This window comes from Pseudomonas sp. CGJS7 (assembly GCF_036961695.1).
In genome coordinates this window covers 156,913-175,615 of the sequence record NZ_JBAMDI010000006.1, presented here as the reverse complement: position 1 = coordinate 175,615, position 18,703 = coordinate 156,913, and the positions used below count along the sequence as shown (strand labels likewise).

Genomic DNA, 18,703 nt, shown 5'->3' with positions numbered 1-18,703 from the left:
GTTGATCGCGCCGGCCACGGCGAGCGAGCCGTTCGGCGCGCAACGCGAGGGTGTGCTCGGCACGTCCTTTCAAATGCAAGTCGCTGGCGATCGCAAGCGCGCCGAGCGCGCGGTCGACGCCGCACTGGCTGAAATCGCGCGGCTGGAAGCCCAGCTCAGCACTTGGCGCGCCGACAGCGCGCTCACCGCTTACAACGATGGACGCCTGTCGGCGCAGCGGCTGCCCGCTGCCGTCGCCGAGGTGCTGAGTCTGTGCGAGCGTTGGCGCAGCGAAACGCAGCAAGCTTTCAGCTGCCGGCTGGGTGGTTTGATCGCTCGATGGCGTCAGGCCGACGAAACCGAGCGAATGCCCGAGCGCGCGGATCTGCGCCGCCAGGCGCGATCGCTCGCCGACCTGTCGCCGCCGAAACAGGGCCCGCTCGATCCAGCGGCAGGCCTGCGCTTCGACGTGGACGGCATCGCCAAGGGCTACATCCTCGACCGCGCACTCGCCCGCGCCCGCCGCGCGGCTCCCAAGGCCGTGGGCATCCGCATCGACATCGGTGGCGACGCGGTCTACTGGGGACAGCGGGCGCAGGGCGAAGACTGGCTGGTGGATGTCGCCGATCCGAAACAGCCGGTGGACAATCGGCCGGGCATCGCGCGTCTGCGCCTGCGCTCGCAGGCCATCGCGTCGAGCGGACACCACAGCCGCGGCTACAGCGTCGGCCGGCGCACGCTCAGCCACATTCTGGATCCCGCGGACGGCTGGCCGGTGAGCTACGCCCCGGGCGCCACGGTCGTCGCCGCGGATGCCGCCAGCGCCGATGCCTTGGCCACGGCGCTGACCGTGATGCCGATCCGCGACGGGATCGCACTGGCGGATCGTCTCGACGGCGTCGCCGCCCTGGTGGTCTCCGACGCCGGAATACCGTTCGCCTCTGCCCGCTGGCCGGCGCTGCTGGCCGCCGCGGATGCGGGCGCGGCGACGACGGCGCAGGGCCGCATCCGCATCGACTATCAGATTCCGGAACTGGCGACCGATCGCTATCGCCAACCTTATCTGGCCGTGTGGATCGAACACGAAGACGGGCGCGCGCTACGGCAACTGCACGTCCTCGGCGATCGCTCGCGCTGGCTCAGCGAACTGCCGCGCTGGTGGCGGCATTACGGCCGCAACGACCCGGCCGGCGCGTTGGGCATCGCGCGCCCGACCCGAGCGCCCGGCCTCTACACCTTGGAATGGGATGGCCGCGACGACCGCGGCGCGCCGGTAGCGCCAGGACGCTATCTGCTGCGCGTCGAAGCGGCCCGCGAACACGGCGGCCATGAAGACGCGACGCTGCCGTTCGCGCTCGGCCAGGGCGCCGTCCGCGTCCAGCACCAAGGACACAGCGAGATCGGCCGCATCGCACTGAGCCACGGCGCGCCCTAGCCCGCATCGACCGTCTTTTTTCGCCAACACCCAGCAACGCCTTTTGCGAACGCGCCTTGCGCGATCGCGACCGCAGCCAGGATCGCAGCGCTCCTATCGCAGCGCCCCCTTTTTCCTGACTGTGGAGTCGAACCATGAAGCTGTTCCCTCACCTGCTGACGCTGGCCATCGCGTCCGCTCTCGCCTTGCCCACCCATGCCGAGTCCGCGGCCGACCGCAAGGACGCGCCGACCCTGGATACGGTCGAAGTCAAAGGCCAACGCGAACAACAACGATCGGCCAACCAGAACGTCGTGGTCATGGACGCGAACCGACTCGAGGACGAGATGGCCGAGAGCATGGAAGACGTTGTGCGTTACATCCCCGGCGTGAGCATCGCCGACCTCGGCCGCTTCGGCGACAACGGCTTCAACATCCGCGGCATCGAAGGCGACCGGGTGGCGATGACCATCGACGGCTTGAACATGGCCGAAGGGCTGGAAACCGCGCGCGACTACGAGTTCTTCCGCGCCGGCCGCGGCGGCGTCGACATCGACACGCTCAAGAGCGTGGAAATCGTCAAAGGCGCCGACGCGATCGGCGCCGGCAGCGGCGCGCTCGGCGGCGCGGTGATGTTCACCACCAAGGACCCGCGCGACTACCTCGCCGCCGATGGCAACGACACCTACTTCGGCGGCAAGCTGGGCTACACCGGCTACAACGACGAGAAGCTGGGCTCGCTGACCTTCGCCAACCGGACCGGTCTGGTCGAATCGATGCTGGTCTACACCCGCCGCGACGGCGGCGAAGCCCAGGGCTGGTACGACGACAGCCGCCTGGCCACCGGCAGCGGCCGGCGCCTGCCCGACCCGATCGACCATGAGAGCAGCAACATTCTCGGCAAGATCGACTTCGTTCTCAGCCCGGCCCACCGCTTGGGCGTGGTCTACGAACGCAACCGGGTCGAGAACCTGGTCGAGAACCTGACCCGTCTGAGCTCGCCGGGTTACCTGGAGCGCTGGGGCGACGACAGCAACGACCGCGATCGTTATGGTCTGCGCTACCAGTGGACGGCCGAGACCGCGCTGTTCGACAGCCTGGAGCTGCAACTGGATCGGCAGGAAACCGAAAGCCGCGGCATCACCCGCATCGTGACCGGCAGCGGCAGTTCGGCCAACCCGACCGTTACCCCGCGCACCACGCCCTGCACGCTGCTGCGGACCTGCGTGCGCGCGGAAAACCGCTCCACCGACCAGGTGCTCGACCGGATCGCCTTGGACCTGGACAAGCGGCTGGAAACCGGCAGCGTCCAACACGCGCTGGCCTACGGCGCCGCCTGGCAGAAACGCGAGATCGATTTCAGCGCGATCGACTACCGCTGGAACAACGCCGGCGTGCTGGACACCGCGACCGTCGACCCGTCGCAGGTGCCGAAAACCGATGCGACCTCCTGGAACCTTTACCTGCGCGACCGCATCGGCCTGTACGACGACCGCCTGCAGTTGACCTTGGGCGCCCGCTACGACCGTTACGATTACTCGCCGCAGCTTTCGCCGACCTTCCGCGACAACACCGGCAGCGTGCGCGAGGTCAGCTTCGCCTCGCCCACCTGGCAGGCGAACCTGAGCTACCGGTTCCTGCCGCATCAATCGCTCTGGCTCCAGGCCGGCCGCGGTTTCCGCGCGCCGACCACCGGCGAGATGTATGCCCCCACCAGCACCACCCAGGTGATCGAAGTAGCCACCGGCAACACCATCGCTGTCCCGACCACCGCGGCCAATCCGGATCTGGATGCGGAGACCAGCCTCAACCTGGAACTGGGTTACCGCTGGGAAAGCGAGCGCGCGCGTTTCGGCGTCTCGGTGTTCCGCGATCGCTACGACGATTTCATCGAAAGCGTGCGTCTGACCGCCAATCCGCAGACCCGCTACCAGACCTGCACCCGCGGCACCTGCACCAGCCGTCTGGGCTACGACTACAACACCCTGGCCAACGTCGGCCAGGTCACGGTCAAGGGCATCGAAGCCGAGGGCCTGTGGCGCCTGAGCGATGCCTGGCTGCTGCGAGCGGCGTGGTCGCACAACCAGGGCAAGCAGAAGGACGGCAGCCCGCTCGACAGCATCAACCCCGACCGCGGCGTGATCGGCCTGAGCTGGCAGGGCCTGGGCGATCGCCTGCGCCTGACCGGCAATCTGACCCATGCCCTGGCCAAGAAGCGCAGCGACGTGAACATCGAAGCCGACGTGTTCGGCCAGGTGACCGAGCCGTTCCTGAGCGATGCCTACACCGTCGTCGATCTCTACGGCAGCTTCCGCTTCAACGAGCATCTGCGCATCAACGCCGGCGTCTACAACCTGTTCGACGAGCGTTATTACCAGTGGGCGCGGATCCGCAACGTATCGCGCGGCGATTTCTACCTGTACGGCTACGCGACCGAAGAAGGCATCGGCCGCTACAGCGAGCCGGGTCGCAATGTCCGGGTCAGTCTGTCCTGGTCGTTCTGAAAGCGCACCGGGGCGACCGGTCCGCGGTCGCCTCGGTTCGGATCCGCGGGAAGCTTCGCTGGGGGCGGAGTTCCCCAGGACATTCTCTTATCCTTCAACGACCTCGCTGATCTGCACGATCGGCGCGATGTCGGTGTAATTGGCCACGTCCGCGGCGATCTCCGCGCGGTGCGGACCGAGCGCCTGCTGGAACGCTTCCAGGCTCGGCGAGTAGACGTGACACGCGGCGACGAACTCCGGCGCGCTCCCGGGTTCGCGGCCGGCCAGGCTCTTGTCGATCTCGTAGCGCAGGCAGGCATCGCCGAGCCGTTGCTGGATCAAGGGCATGTGGCGGGTGCGGTAGTAGTCGTGATCGAACTTCGAGCCGCCATCGGCCCGGTAGTAGACGCTCATCTTGATCATGCTCGGGCTCCTGTGTGAACGCCTGTGCGTGCGTCCGAGGGGCCTTTATAGCTCACCGGCGGATAAAGCCGTATTCGGACTTTGGCTGAAGCCAGTCTGTGCTGCGTCGTGACGCACGCCCTGCTCTGTCGAGCGGGAGACGAACTTCGGTTCACGCGACGGCCGCGTCGGCGTTGAATCGAAAGGCACGCGACAGCAACGTGGGGCGTCGAACGACGGGTCGCCGAACTGCATCGCGTGAAAGGCATCGGCGTCGGTGCCGCGCCCTTCGTGCAACGGCATCCCGGTGGAAATCGCCATGAACCGAATCGTCTCACCGCAGGCGTGGAAGAACCTCGCAGACCGGCTGGGAGTCGATGAGCCCTGTTTGCGAGCGGTGGCGGAAGTCGAATCGTCGGGCAGCGGATTCATGCGGCTGCCTTCGCAGCTGCCCAAGGTCCTGTTCGAAGGCCACGTGTTCCATCGCCAGACCAAGGGACGCTTCGACGCGAGCCATCCCGAGCTGAGCTACCCGCATTGGGATCGAACCAAATACTCCGGTTCGACCGCGGGCGAATGGAGACGCCTGGATGCCGCCTGCGCCCTCGATCGCGGCGCCGCCCAGGCCTCCGCGAGTTGGGGCACATTCCAGATCATGGGCTTCAACTACGCGGCGTGCGGATTCGACGATATAGAAGCCTTCGTCGCCGCGCACAAGCAAGGCGCGGATACCCAACTGGCGGCGTTCTCCCACTTCATCAGCCGGCCGAAACTGCTGAGCGCATTGCGAAGCAAGGATTGGCAGACTTTTGCCGCGATATACAACGGGCTCGGTTACGCGAAGAACAGTTACGACACCAAACTCGCATCCGCTTACCTGCGGTTCGGCGGTCGCAATCCATGAGCGGATCGTCTGTCCGGCGGCCGGCGCGGAGAACGGTCATGCCGAAACCGGCGCGACATCGTCGGATTCTCGCGGCCGTGCTGGGGTTCTTGCTCTGCGGCGGCATGGCGCTGCCGGACTGCGCGCCGTCGTCCAGCGCCCAGGACGATACGGCTCCAGCGGACCTCGCGTCCGAAGCCGAAACGGGCGATCCCGTGCCCACGCCCGCACCGGCGGCAGCGCCGAAAGTCCTCAGAGTCGATGGCGCCGTGCAGCTGGACGACATCGCCGAGGTCTCGGTCACCAACTTGAAGGAATGGTCGGTCAGCAACGATCCGACCAAACTGGTTCCTTTCATCGACGGCAGGGCGATTCGCGGAAACTATCCGGAGGAAATCCATCCTCATGAAGGCCGCATCTATTTCCATTTGAAGATCACCCCGGAAAGCAAAGAGCACTGGACCGACCTGCTGGGCGCGCCCGACAGCATGCGGCGGCCGGTGAGATTCAGCATCGGCCTGGAGGATCACTCGCCCTTCGAAACCGTCCACGACAAAAGCAACCCGATCCTGATGACGGTGATTTCGCCTGTGTACGGCGCGACCGCTGTCTTGGTCGCGTCCCTCACCTTGTTCCTGTTCATACGCCTGGCGCGAAGCACCAGCATCATTCGCGAACCGGGCGCCATGCCGGCCGATGGAAGTCCCAAGGCGTACAACCTCGGGCGTACCCAGATGGCCTTCTGGTTCTTTCTGATCTACGTCTCGTATCTGGTGATCTGGCTGATCACCGACATGCTGGACACGATTACCCCATCGCTGCTGGGGCTGATGGGTATCAGCGCCGGCACCGCGTTGAGCGAGGCGTTGATCGACTCCAGCAAGAACTCGGCGCACGCGGAGCGGCGATGGAACGCCTCGGCCGAGCGCAGTGCATTGGAGCAGGCCCTCGCCGACCTGCAGCTTCAACGCGCGCAATTCGAAACAGGCGCCGCCGCGTCCGCCGGAGAAATCGCCGAGCGGAACCGTCTGGACGAAGAGATACACGCGACCCAAGCGCAGCTCGCCAAGCAAGCGCGCCGGTTCTCATCGCTGGATTCGAGAAAGCCGGCACGCGCGACCCGAGGATTTCTTCGCGACGTCATGGCCGACCGTCACGGCTACTCGTTCCATCGCTTCCAGATCTTCGCCTGGACGATCGTGCTTGGAATCATGTTCGTATCTTCGGTCTATAACAGCCTGACCATGCCGGAGTTCAGCGCGACCCTGCTTGGGCTGATGGGGCTCAGTTCCGGCACCTACATCGGGTTCAAATTTCCCGAACGACAGGAATAGCCATCGTTGGCCGACTCTTTGCGCCCAACCCTTCACGTAGACTTCACTTCGTTGGGAGTCGCCGCACGACCATCCGGGTGGGATGCTCGCAACGCTTGGCGGTGTCGCCGCGGAGCGATACCCGAACACCGGTTGCGGATAGCCAAGGTCCACGCGAAAAGTGGAGTCGGATCGATGGCGTGCTGGGCGCGGCTGTCGTTGCGCCACATGCGTCTGGCGGGCATCGCGATAGCAGTCGATACAGGCGAGAAGTTCGGGCGACATGCGAAGAAAGCATGAGCACTTCTCGATCGCGCGCGAGACGCGGCCAGAGGAATTTCTCTGTGAAAGCGTGCGCGCTTTCGTCAATTATTTTTGCGGGAAGCCGTCTCGGCTTTCAATGTCGACAACATCCGCGAACGCGATGCGCATGCATTCGCAAAGCGCCGCGCGACCGTGACGAGAGTGATGCTTGCGCTGGAATGCGCTGCTCACCTGTCGAACGCTTGGCGAAAAAAATCGTGATCCGTTGTGGGATCGTCATCGCTATCGCGATGTCGCATACGTTTCACCAACGTTACGCATTGATTTCGATTGTACGTTCGGGAATTCGATTTTTTAATGCATGAACCGAAATTCGTGCATCGCAACACACTCGATGGCACAAGGCCTTGCTAACTTGCGCCGCGTTCCGGGCCCAAGAGCAGCCAGTGACCGAACTTCAGAAAAATCGTAATCACCTGTGGCAACTGATTCGCCGCGGCCGCCCTTCGGCGACATCGTTCGCGATAGCGGTGGTCGCTGCGCTGGCTTCGGTCGCGGGCTCGTTGTGGTTTCCGATCCAGACCAAGCAACTGATCGATCAGTTCGACGGCAACGGCATCGACTTGCGTCAGGTCGGGTTGGTGGCGGCGGTGTTGACCGGCGGAACCGCGGCCGGCGCGCTGTCGGCGTACATGCTCGCGCGGGTCGGCTATCAGGTGGTCGCGGCGTTGCGCACGGCGTTGGTCGAGAAGCTGTTGCGGCTGCCGGTCGCGTCCTTCGACAGCGAAAGCAGCGGCGAGCGCGTCAGTCGCGTGGTGCGCGATTGCGAAGCGATTTCCGATCTGATCACCAAGCAAACCGTGAACCTGGTCACCGGCGTGTTGCTGCTGGCCGGCTCGATCGTGGTCTTGCTGTTGCTGGACGTGCCGTTGACGCTGACCTTGCTCGGTTCGGTGGTGGTCGCGTTCGCGGTGATGATTCCGATCGCGATGTTGCTCGACGGTCTTTCGCGCCGTACGCAAGACCGCGTGGCCCGGATCAGCGGCATCCTCACCCACATCTTTCAGGAAATCCGCCTGGTCAAGGCGTTCACCGCCGAGGGGCACGAGCGCCGGCGCAGCAGCGCGGAGATCGACGACCTAAAGCGTCTGGGCCTGAAGACCGCACGCATCAGCGTGGTGCTGGAGCCGTTGATGGGGCTGGCGATGACCCTGGCGATCATCATCATCCTGGTCTACGGCGCCTCGCGCGTGGCCGCCGGCCAGATCAGCGTCGGCACCCTCACCGCCTTCATCCTGTACATCTTCAACGTCGTCAATCCGTTGGCGCACTTGACCAGCTTCACCGCCGAACTGCAGAAGGCCAAGGGCGCATCGGCGCGGATCGCGGCGATCTTCGAGGAAACCGAGGAGCAATCCACGCCGCAGTCGACCGCGCAAGCCGCGCAGCACAGCCCGGGCGGCATTCTCGAGTTCCGCAACGTGTCCTTCTCCTATGCCGGCCGCGACCGGGTCGTGCTCGACGGCGTCGACCTGCGTTTCGAGCCGGGCACGACCACCGCCCTGGTCGGCGCCAGCGGCAGCGGCAAGACCACGATCCTGTCGCTGATCGAGCGCTTCTACGAACCCAGCGACGGCGAGATCCTCTACGACGGCCGCCCGATCCGCGACTATCCGCTGCACGAGTGGCGTGGCGGCATCGGCTACGTCGCCCAGAGCGCGCCGGTGATGCCGGGCACCGTGCGCGAGAACATCGTCTACGGTCTGTCCGGCACCTTCACCGACGATCAGGTGCGTTCGGCCGCCGAGCGCGCCGGCGCGCTGGACTTCATCGAACACATGCCGCAGGGCCTGGACACCGTGCTGATCGAACAGGGCAACAACCTGTCCGGCGGCCAGCGCCAGCGCATCGCCATCGCGCGCATGTTCCTGCGCGATCCGGACCTGCTGATCCTCGATGAGGCCACCTCCAACCTCGACAGCGAAACCGAGCATCAGGTGCGGGTCGCGCTGGAAGCGCTGATGCGCGGGCGCACCAACATCATCGTCGCCCATCGCCTGTCCACGGTGATTCACGCGCAGAGCATCTGCTTCCTGGAAGGCGGCCGCATTTCCGGGATCGGCAACCACGCCGAGCTGATCGCCAGCCATCCGTACTACGCACGCCTGGTCCAGCGCCAGTTCCAGCAACCGCAAGAGATCGAATCGGTGGAGGCCGGCTGAACTTCACCCCTGGCCGCTCCCGGGCGCGCCGCAGCAGAGAAACGCAAATCAGAGCCGGACGACGCGCATCGCTGCACAGCGCTCCAAGCGGCCCCTTCATTCCCAACACCTTGTAGGCATATGGACATCAAGAAGAAGCGACTGGACGGCGACGTGCCCGCCCCGCTGTTGGTCACGCCGGCCCAGGCGAATCCCGATCTGGCCGCACTGCTGGCCGAGCGCGCGGATGAGATCCGCGATGAACTGCTGGAACACGGCGCGCTGCTGTTCCGCGGGTTCGCGGTCGACAACGTGGACAAGTTCAGCGCGGTGGCGGACCAGGTCGGCAACGCCCGGCTCAACTACACCTATCGCTCGACCCCGCGCACTTCGCTGGGCGGCGGCGTGTTCACCGCGACCGAATTCCCGCAGGCCCAGGAGATTCCGCTGCACTGCGAAAACGCCTATCAGCGCGATTGGCCGATGCTGGTGGCGTTCTGTTGCCTGCAGCCGGCCACCGTCGGCGGCGCCACCCCGATCGCATCGATGCGCAGCGCCACCCAGGCGATCGGCGACGGCTTGATGGAAGAGTTCGAACATCGCCGGGTCAAATACGTGCGCCACTATCGACCGTACGTGGACCTGCCGTGGGAAACCGTGTTCCAGACCGAAGACAAGAACGAAGTGGCGCGGTTCTGCGACAACGCCGGCATCGAACACGAATGGCTGGATGAGGAAACCCTGCGCACCGGGCAGATCTGCCAGGGCGTGGCCACCCATCCGGTCACCGGCAACAAACTGTTCTTCAATCAGGCTCACCTGTTCCATGTCTCATCGTTGGGCGCGGACACCGCGCAATCGATGATCGACATGTTCGGCGCCGACCGCCTGCCCCGCCAATCGTTCTTCGGCGACGGCAGCGAAATCCCGCCGAACGTACTGCAGGCCGTGCGCGACGGCCTCAACCAACAGGCTTACGACGTCGCTTGGGAACAGGGCGACGTGCTGCTGCTGGACAACATGCAGTTCGCGCATGGGCGCCGCACCTTCAGCGGCCCGCGAAAGATCGCGGTCACCCTCAGCAATCCGTATTCCAGCCATTTGCCGGGCTAGTTAGCCGCTGCCCCGCCAATGCGAAACAGGCTGCCGGCCCGCTGTGGGCCGCGCGGCCCACGGACGGCTGTGTTCGAAGCTTGCCAGGCACCGCCGGCGCCGCGCCGCCGTGCCTCGCTTCCACCGGATGCCATCATGAACAAAGAAACGAAACACCTTTTCCGCCCGCTTTCGACTCCGCAGCTGGAAATGTGGTTCGCTCAGGAGTTGGATCCGGCCAACTGGCTTTATCACAGCTGCGGTTACCTGGACATCGACGGCGCGCTGGACGTGGCCGCGTTCGAGCAGGCCTTGCGCCGTTTCGTCGAGGAAACCGACGCGCTGCATCTGCGTTTCTGCGACGGACCCGATGGCCCCTTGCAGTACCTCGCCGAGGCCCCGGTTCTGCCGTTCGAGTTCGTCGACGTGTCCGCGCAGGACAACCCGTTCGAGTCGGCGCTGTCGGCGATGCGCGAGGACATGCGGCGCGCCATCGACCTGCGTTCCTCGCGGCTGTTCGACTACCGCCTGTTCAAGCTCGGCGAACAGCGCTACCTCTGGTACAAGCGCTATCACCATATCGTGCTGGACGGCGCCGGCTCATCGCTGGACGTGATGCGGGTGGCGCAGATCTACACCGCGCTGCGCACGGGCACCGACATCCCCGCCAGCGGCCTGGGCAAGATCGTCGCGCTGCTCGACGACGACCGCGACTACCGCGAATCCGTGCGCTACCAGCGCGATCAGGAATTCTGGCGCGACTACGCCCACAGCTTGTCGGAAACCACCGCGCTCAACGGCCGGCCGTTGAGCCGCGACAGCGATTTCCACCGCTGCGCCCTGCCGATATCGCCGGCCCTCGCCGCCGTGCTGGCCGCGGCGGAAACCGGCGAAAGCAAGTGGCCGCAGTTGATGACCGCGGCGGTCGCGGCGTATCTGTACCGGATCAGCGGCGGCACCGTCGATACCTTCGATTTCCCGGTGGCCGCGCGTTCCAAGCCGCTGCGCCATGTGCCCGGCACGACCGCCAACGTGTTGCCGCTACGTCTGGGCGTGCTGCCGGGCGAGTCCCTGGCCGGACTGGCCAAGCGCAGCAGCCGCGAAATCCTGCGCGTGCTCAAGCACCAGTACTTCCGCGGCAAGGACATCCAGCACATGCGCGCGGCCGCGGCCAGCGCGTTCGGTCCGCGCATCAACATCATGCCGTTCGATTACGAGTATCTGCTCGACGGCTGTCAGGCGACGCTGTATTCGCTGTCCAACGGATTGGTCCATGACTTCTCGGTGACCTTGCAGGGGCAACCCGGCCAGGCCACCTGCGTGCTGAACATCGACGCCAATCGCGAGCTTTACGACGAGCGCGAACTCGCCCGGCACGCCCAACGCCTGCTGTTGTTCGTCGAACGGGCGCTGGCCGAGCCGAGCCGGCCGCTGGCCGAGATCGATCTGCTCGACGCCGACGACCGCCGGCAACTGCTGCACGAATGGAACGGCACCGCGCACGCCTTCCCCGATGCGACCGTGCCGGAGCTGTTCGAACAGCAAGCCGCGCGCACTCCGCAAGCCGTCGCCGTGGTCTGCGAAGACGGGCAGCTGAGCTACGCCGAGCTTAACGCGCGCGCCAATCGCCTGGCCCGGCGCTTGATCGCGCACGGCGCCGGGCCGGAAAGCGTCGTCGCCATCGCATTGCCGCGCTCGCTGGACCTGGTCGTCGCCTTGCTCGCCGTGCTCAAGGCCGGCGCCGCGTACTTGCCGCTGGACACCGATTACCCGGCCGAGCGTCTGGCCTTCATGCTCGACGACGCGCAGCCGGTGCGGCTGATCACCCGCAGCGACATCGAACTGCCGCAGACGGCGGTGCCGCGCTGGGAGCTCGACGATGCGGCCTTGCAGGCCTGCCTGCTCGACGACCGATCCGACGACGCTGGCGACGGACAGTGGCGCGGCAAGCTGGCGGCGTTGCATCCGGCTTACGTGATCTACACCTCCGGCTCCACCGGCAAACCCAAGGGCGCGCCGAATACTCACCAGGCCCTGGTCAATCGCCTGGCCTGGATGCAGCACGCCTACGCGCTGCGGGACGACGATGTCGTACTGCAGAAGACGCCCTTCAGCTTCGACGTCTCGGTGTGGGAATTCTTCTGGCCGTTGCTGTATGGCGCGCGTCTGCTGCTCGCGCGCCCCGGCGGCCACCGCGATCCGGCCTATCTGGCGGCGCTGATCCAGCAACACGCTGTCACCACCCTGCACTTCGTGCCGTCGATGCTGGAAGCCTTCCTGCACGAGCCGGCCAGCGCCGGTTGCGCCAGCCTGCGCCGCATCGTCTGCAGCGGCGAAGCCTTGTCCGGCGCGCTGCGCGAACGCTTGCGCCTGACCCTGGACCGGCCGCTGCACAATCTGTACGGCCCGACCGAAGCGGCCATCGACGTCACCGCCTGGACCTGCCAGGACGAGACCGCCGGCAGCGCGGTGCCGATCGGCGCGCCGATCTGGAACACCCAGACCTACGTGCTCGACGCGGCGCTGCGGCCGGTGCCGCAAGGCGTGCCGGGCGAGTTGTACCTGGCCGGCATCGGACTGGCGCGCGGTTATCTGCGTCGCGCGGGGCTGACTTCGGAGCGTTTCATCGCCAACCCGTTCGCTTCGGGCCAGCGCATGTACCGCACCGGCGATCTGGCGCGCTGGCGCGCCGACGGGCAGCTGGAATATCTCGGCCGCACCGATCACCAGGTGAAGATCCGCGGTCTGCGCATCGAGCTGGGCGAGATCGAAGCCGCGCTGGTGCTGCTCGGACATGCGCAGAACGTGGTGGTGGCGCGCGAGGACGGCGGCGGCCAGCCGCAGTTGGTCGCCTATCTGGTCGCCTCCGCGCTCGATTCCGCGCAACTGCGCGCGCAACTGGGCCAGCGCCTGCCCGACTACATGGTGCCGGCCGCGTTCGTGGCCCTGGACGCGCTGCCGCTGAACGCCAACGGCAAGCTCGACCGCAAGGCGCTGCCCGCGCCGAGCTTCGCCTCGACTTCGCGTCGCGCGCCGAGCACGCCGGAAGAGGCCGCGCTGGCGGCCTTGTTCGCCGAAACCCTGGGCCTGGCGGAAGTCGGCGTCGACGACAACTTCTTCGAACTCGGCGGGCATTCGCTGCTGGCGCTGCGTTTGATCGCGGCGATCCGCACGCGCCTGCACGCCGAAGTGTCGATCCGCGAAGTGTTCCAGGCGCGCACGCCGGCCGCGCTGGCCCCGCGACTGCGCGCGATCCACGGCGAACGCCCGCCGCTGCAGGCCTTGCCGCGGCCCGAGCGGCCGCCGCTGTCGCATGCCCAACGCACGCTGTGGTTCATGCATCAGCTGCAAGGGCCGAGCGCGACTTACCACATTCCCTTGACCGCGCGGCTCGACGGCCCCTTGCAGGTGTCCGCCTTGCAGGCGGCGTTGAACGACGTGGTCCAGCGCCACGAAAGCCTGCGTACCGTGTTCCCCGCGGCCGAGCATGCGTATCAGCACGTGCTCGCCCAGGCCGAACTGGAGCTTACGGTCGTCGATACCGACGAAGCCGGTTTGCAAGCCGCGCTCGACGCCGCGGTGATGCGCCCGTTCGATCTGTCCAACGAGTTGCCGCTGCGCGCCAGCGTGTTCCGCATCGACGCCGAACGCCATGTACTGCTGCTGTTGCTGCATCACATCGCCGGCGACGGCGCGTCGCTGCGGCCGCTGACCGCTGAGCTGGCCAGCGCCTACGCCGCGCGGCTGGAACAGCGGGCGCCCGACTGGCAGCCGCTGCCGCTGCAATACGCCGACTACAGCCAATGGCAACACGCGGCGCTCGGCGACCCGAACGACCCGCTCAGCGTGCACGGCCGCGAACTGAGCTACTGGCGACAAGCGCTGGCCGATCTGCCCGAGCAACTGAGCCTGCCCTACGATCGCCCGCGCCCGTCGGAGATCAGTTACCGCGGTCAGCATCTGCTGTGGAACCTCGACGCCGAGCTGCACGGCCGTCTGCTGGCGCTGGCGCAGCAGCACGACTGCACCTTGTTCATGGTCCTGCACGCCGCGCTCGCCGCGTTGCTGACCCGCCTGGGCGCCGGTACCGACATCCCGATCGGCAGTTCGGTCGCTGGCCGCGCCGATCCGGCGCTGGACGGTCTGATCGGCCTGTTCCTCAACGCGCTGGTGTTGCGCGCCGATACCTCGGGCGATCCGCGCTTCGATGCCTTGCTGGCGCGCGTGCGCGAGACCGATCTGGCCGCCTACGAACACCAGACGCTGCCGTTCGAACAACTGGTCGACGCGCTCAGCCCGGAGCGTTCGCTGTCGCACCATCCGCTGTACCAGGTGATGCTGGTGCTGCAAAAAGCCGCGGGCCACGGCCTGCAACTGCCGGGGTTGCGCAGCAGCGAGCAGTTGTTCGACCTGCCGACGGCCAAGTTCGATCTCAGCTTCGAACTGGCCGAACACGAACACGCCGACGGCAGCCCGGCCGGGCTGCGCGGTTTCGTCGAATACGCCACCGACCTGTTCGACCCGGCGACGGCGCAGTCGTTCGCCCTGCGTCTGGAGCGGATGTTGCGGGCGGTGGTCGCCGACCCGAGCCAGCGCATCGGCGCGATCGAGCTGATGGATTCCGCGGAACGGCATCGGCTGCTGCAAGAGTGGAACGCCACCGAACAACCGATCCAGGCCGCGACCGTGCCGGCGCTGTTCGAGGCGCAGGTCGCGCGCACGCCGTCGGCGGTGGCGGCGATCTGCGACGGACAACAGCTCGACTTCGCGCAACTCAACCAGCGCGCCAACCGGCTGGCGCATGCGCTGATCGCCGACGGCGCGGGCCCGGAGACCGTGGTCGCGGTCGCCCTGCCGCCTTCGTTCGATCTGATCGTCGCCCTGCTCGCCGTGGTCAAGACCGGCGCCGCGTATCTGCCGCTGGATCTGGGCAATCCGCCGGAACGTTTGGCGGTGGTGCTCGACGATGCGCGTCCGGTGCGGGTGCTCACCCACGGCGAGTTCGCCCCGCTATTCCCCGCCGACGCGCCGTTGTGCGCGCTCGATTCGGACGATCTGCAAGCGCGGCTCGCGCGCAGCCGCGACGACAATCCCGGCGATGGCGATCGCTTGCGTCCGCTGAATCTGCTGCATCCGGCCTATGTGATCTACACCTCGGGCTCGACCGGCAAGCCCAAGGGCGTGATGGTCTCGCACCGCTCGGCGGCGCATTACTTCGCCTGGAGCGATCACGCTTACTTCAACGGCGCCGGCAACGGTTCGGCGACCACGCTGTCGGCGGCGTTCGACGGCAGCGTCACGGTGTTGTTCGGCCCGCTGCTGGCGGGGCAGCCGTTGACCCTGGCCTCGCTCGACGGCGATTTCTCCAAGCTCACCTCGGCATTGCCGCCGGGCGGCTACGAGTTGCTCAAGCTGACCCCGGCGCATCTGAAGCTGCTCAACGCCACCCAGGAAAGCGCGGGCGCGCAGGCGCCGGCACCGGCGCGGGCCCTGTTGCTCGGCGGCGAAGCGCTGATGCACGCCGATCTGGCGTACTGGCAACAGCACCACCCGCAAGTCAGGCTGATCAACGAATACGGCCCTACCGAAGCGACCGTCGGTTGCTGTGTGTATCAGGCCGGAACGCAAGCGGATTCGGCCGGCGGCGTCGCCATCGGCCGTCCGATCTGGAACACCCAGCTCTATGTACTCGACGCCAACCTGCGCCCTCAGGTCACCGGCGCCGCCGGCGAGTTGTATATCGCCGGCGACGGTCTGGCGCGCGGCTATCTGCATCGCCCGGGTTTGAGCGCCGAACGCTTCGTCGCCAATCCGTTCGCGCCGGGCCAGCGCATGTACCGCTCCGGCGATCTGGCGCGTTGGCGCGCCGATGGCGAGCTTGAGTACCTGGGCCGCATCGATCAGCAAGTGAAGATCCGCGGCTACCGTATCGAACTCGGCGAGATCGAGACGGCGCTGGCCCAGCTCGGCTACTCCGGCAACGCGGTGATCGTGCGCGAGGACCACGCGGGGCAGAAGCAACTGGTCGCCTACTTGGTCGCCGAAGCGATCGACGGCGCCGACCTGCACAAACGCTTGGCCGCCTGCCTGCCCAGCTACATGCTGCCGGCCGCATTCGTGGCGGTGCCGGTATTGCCGCTGACCGGCAACGGCAAGCTCGACCGCAAGGCCTTGCCGGCGCCGGACCTCCACGGCGGCAGCAAGCGCGCGGCGCGCAATGCGACCGAAACGCTGCTGTGCCGACTGTTCGCCGAAGTGCTGGATCTGGCCGAGGTCGGCATCGACGACAGCTTCTTCGAACTCGGCGGCGACAGCATCAGCGCGATCCGGCTGGTCAGCGGTGCGCGCAAGCGCGGTGTGGCGCTTGCGCCGCGCGACATCTTCAAACACCCCAGAATCGAAGCGCTGGCGGCGGAGGTTATCGCCCGAGAACTGGCGACGCCGGCAACGGCGCCGGCGCAAGTCGCCGATCAGGCGGTCGGCGACCTGCCGTTGCTGCCGATCATGCGCGGCTTCGTTGAACAAGGCGGTCCGCTGACGGGTCTGCATCAGTCGCAGACGCTCAACGTACCGGCCGGGATGACCGAGCCGGCGATGCTCGCGGCTTTGCAAGCGTTGCTCGACCGCCACGACGCGCTGCGTCTGCGTCTTGGCTCGCGCGACGGCCAGCACTACGCATCGATCCGTCCGGTCGGCGCGGTCGCCGCCGCCGCGTGCCTGACCCGCGTACCGCTCGGCGGCATCGATGCGGACGACGACCGGCGCCGCTTCGAACAAGCCGCGAGCGACGCGCTGGCGCGGCTGAACCCCGATCGTGGCGATCTGGTCCAGGCGATCTGGGGCGAACCCAACGCGGATCGGCCGGGCCGCTTGTGCCTGATCGTCCACCACCTCGCCGTCGACGGCGTGTCCTGGCGGATTCTGCTGCCCGATCTCGAACAGGGCTGGCGCTCGGCGATGCAGGGCCAGCCGGTGACGCTGGATCCCACCGGCACCTCGCTGCGCCGTTGGGCCGAACTATTGCAGCAAGACGCTGGCGCGGCGCGGCGGCACAGCGAACTGGCATTGTGGCGCGGCATGGCGGCGACGCCCGATCCCGTGCTCGGGACGCGCGCGCTCGATCCGACCCGCGACACCGTCGCCACTCAGCGCGAACTGCGCCTGCGGCTCGGCGGCGACAGCGTGACTCGCCTGCTCGGCGAAGTGCCGGCCGCGTTCCGCGCCAACGTCAACGACGTGCTGCTGACCGCATTCGCGCTCGCGGTGGCGGCGTGGCGCCGGCAGCGCGATGCGCAGGCCGGGCTGGCGGTACGTTTCGAAGTCGAAGGCCACGGCCGCGAAGACGTGTTCGACGATGTCGATCTGTCGCGCACGGTCGGTTGGTTCACCAGTCTGTATCCGGTCGCGCTGGATCCGGGTTCTATCGATCTCGATCAGGCGCTCAACGGCGACGCCGACCTGGGCCGGGCGCTGCGGCGGGTCAAGCAACAACTGCGCGCGATTCCCGACCATGGCCTGGGTTACGGCCTGCTGCGTCACCTCGCCGGCGACGCCGAACTCGGCGCCGCGCCCGCGGCGCAGTTAGCGTTCAACTATCTGGGCCGATTCAATGCCGGCGCCGACGGCGATCAGGGCCAGTACGGCGGCGGCGGCGATCCGCGCCGCCCGCTCAGCCACGCTATCACCCTCAACAGCATCGTCTACGACGGCGGGCACGACGGCGCGGAGCTGATCGCGGCGTGGTCGTATGCCGGCGAACTGTTCGACGCCGAGGACATCCGCGCGTTGGCGCAGGGCTGGTTCGACTGCCTGCAGGCGCTGATCGCGCACTCCACGCGCGACGACGCGGCCGGTCTGATTCCCTCGGACCTGGCGTTGCTGACGCTGGATCAGGACACCATCGCGCAACTGGAACAGGCGCGGCCGCTGGCCGATATCCTGCCGCTGGCGCCGTTGCAACAAGGCTTGTTGTTCCACGCGCTGTACGACAAGGAAGCCGCCGACGCCTATCTGGTGCAGATGGTGTTCGCGCTCGACGGTCCGCTGGATGCGCAGGCCCTGGAGCGGGCCGCACGCGAAGTGCTATCGCGGCATCCGCACCTCGATGCCGCCTTCGTCCAGCCCGATGCGCAAGCGCCGGTGCAACTGCTGCCGCGCCAGCCCGCATTGTGCTGGCAGCACTGCGATCTGAGCGCCCTGCCCGACGACGAACGCGAGCAGGCGCTGCAAGACTTCCTCCACGCCGACCTGGAACGGCCGGTCGATCCGGCGCAAGCGCAACTGCTGCGCTTCAGCCTGGTGCGCTTGAGCGAGCGCGAGCACCGTCTGGCCTTCACCCATCACCACATCCTGCTCGACGGTTGGTCGGTGCCGGTGTTGCTGCAGGAATTGTTCAATCTGTATCACTCGCGCGGCGACGCGGCCTCGTTGCCGCCGGTCGCGCCGTATGGCGACTATCTACGCTGGATCGCCGCGCAAGACCGGCCGGCCGCGCTGAGCGCCTGGCGCCGGGCGCTGGACGGCCTGGATCAACCCTGCCTGCTGGCGCCGCAGGCGACCAAGCAGCCGGTGATGCCGCGCACCCGCCGCAAGGATTTCTCGCGCGAACTCACCGCGGCGCTGGAGGCGCAGGCGCGCCGCCGCGGCCTGACCATGAACACCCTGCTGCAAGG

The 18,703-nt window shown here is 67.0% G+C and carries 9 protein-coding genes (1 of these 9 cut by a window edge); 7 read left to right on the top strand and 2 right to left on the bottom strand.

Annotated elements, in window-relative coordinates; all coding sequences use genetic code 11:
- Window position 1 precedes the first annotated feature (1 nt).
- A complete protein-coding gene (locus tag V7787_RS06370) occupies window positions 2-1,414 on the top strand; it encodes a DUF2271 domain-containing protein (protein WP_336086631.1) in 1,413 nt (470 codons plus the stop codon).
- Window positions 1,415-1,548: 134 nt separating this feature from the next.
- On the top strand, window positions 1,549-3,897 hold the full coding sequence (locus V7787_RS06365; protein WP_336086629.1) for a TonB-dependent hemoglobin/transferrin/lactoferrin family receptor: 2,349 nt from the start codon (window positions 1,549-1,551) through the stop codon (window positions 3,895-3,897).
- Between the two features lie 87 nt (window positions 3,898-3,984).
- Here the strand turns inward: V7787_RS06365 and V7787_RS06360 are convergent, their stop codons facing one another.
- Window positions 3,985-4,299 carry an EthD family reductase gene (locus tag V7787_RS06360; RefSeq protein WP_336086627.1) on the bottom strand — a complete coding sequence of 105 codons (315 nt, stop codon included), beginning with the start codon at window positions 4,297-4,299 and terminating at the stop codon, window positions 3,985-3,987.
- A 45-nt stretch (window positions 4,300-4,344) separates the two neighbouring features.
- Complete coding sequence (locus tag V7787_RS06355) at window positions 4,345-4,599, bottom strand: hypothetical protein (protein WP_336086626.1); 255 nt, start codon at window positions 4,597-4,599, stop codon at window positions 4,345-4,347.
- On the opposite strand from V7787_RS06355, the gene V7787_RS06350 reads away from it, so the two are divergent.
- The 5 genes from V7787_RS06350 to V7787_RS06330 all read left to right on the top strand — a co-directional run.
- A complete protein-coding gene (locus V7787_RS06350; protein ID WP_336086625.1) occupies window positions 4,598-5,182 on the top strand; it encodes an N-acetylmuramidase family protein in 585 nt (194 codons plus the stop codon). The genes V7787_RS06355 and V7787_RS06350 overlap by 2 nt on opposite strands.
- A 38-nt stretch (window positions 5,183-5,220) precedes the next feature.
- Window positions 5,221-6,495 carry a hypothetical protein gene (locus V7787_RS06345; RefSeq protein ID WP_336086624.1) on the top strand — a complete coding sequence of 425 codons (1,275 nt, stop codon included), beginning with the start codon at window positions 5,221-5,223 and terminating at the stop codon, window positions 6,493-6,495.
- Between the two features lie 689 nt (window positions 6,496-7,184).
- Window positions 7,185-8,960 carry an ABC transporter ATP-binding protein gene (locus V7787_RS06340; RefSeq protein ID WP_336086621.1) on the top strand — a complete coding sequence of 592 codons (1,776 nt, stop codon included), beginning with the start codon at window positions 7,185-7,187 and terminating at the stop codon, window positions 8,958-8,960.
- Window positions 8,961-9,080: 120 nt separating this feature from the next.
- Window positions 9,081-10,052, top strand: coding sequence for a TauD/TfdA family dioxygenase (locus tag V7787_RS06335; protein WP_336086619.1), 972 nt, complete (start codon window positions 9,081-9,083; stop codon window positions 10,050-10,052).
- Between the two features lie 135 nt (window positions 10,053-10,187).
- A protein-coding gene (locus V7787_RS06330; protein ID WP_336086617.1) for a non-ribosomal peptide synthase/polyketide synthase crosses the window boundary here: on the top strand, window positions 10,188-18,703 show its beginning. The gene runs 16,756 nt beyond the window's last position; the window shows 8,516 of its 25,272 coding nt (coding positions 1-8,516); it begins with the start codon at window positions 10,188-10,190; the stop codon falls past the right edge of the window.

Coding starts and splice junctions, on each gene's coding strand:
- V7787_RS06365 (WP_336086629.1), top strand. CDS start 1,549: ATGAAGCTGTTCCCTCACCTGCTGACGCTGGCCATCGCGTCCGCTCTC.
- V7787_RS06360 (WP_336086627.1), bottom strand. CDS start 4,299: ATGATCAAGATGAGCGTCTACTACCGGGCCGATGGCGGCTCGAAGTTC.
- V7787_RS06350 (WP_336086625.1), top strand. CDS start 4,598: ATGAACCGAATCGTCTCACCGCAGGCGTGGAAGAACCTCGCAGACCGG.
- V7787_RS06355 (WP_336086626.1), bottom strand. CDS start 4,599: ATGGCGATTTCCACCGGGATGCCGTTGCACGAAGGGCGCGGCACCGAC.
- V7787_RS06345 (WP_336086624.1), top strand. CDS start 5,221: ATGCCGAAACCGGCGCGACATCGTCGGATTCTCGCGGCCGTGCTGGGG.
- V7787_RS06335 (WP_336086619.1), top strand. CDS start 9,081: ATGGACATCAAGAAGAAGCGACTGGACGGCGACGTGCCCGCCCCGCTG.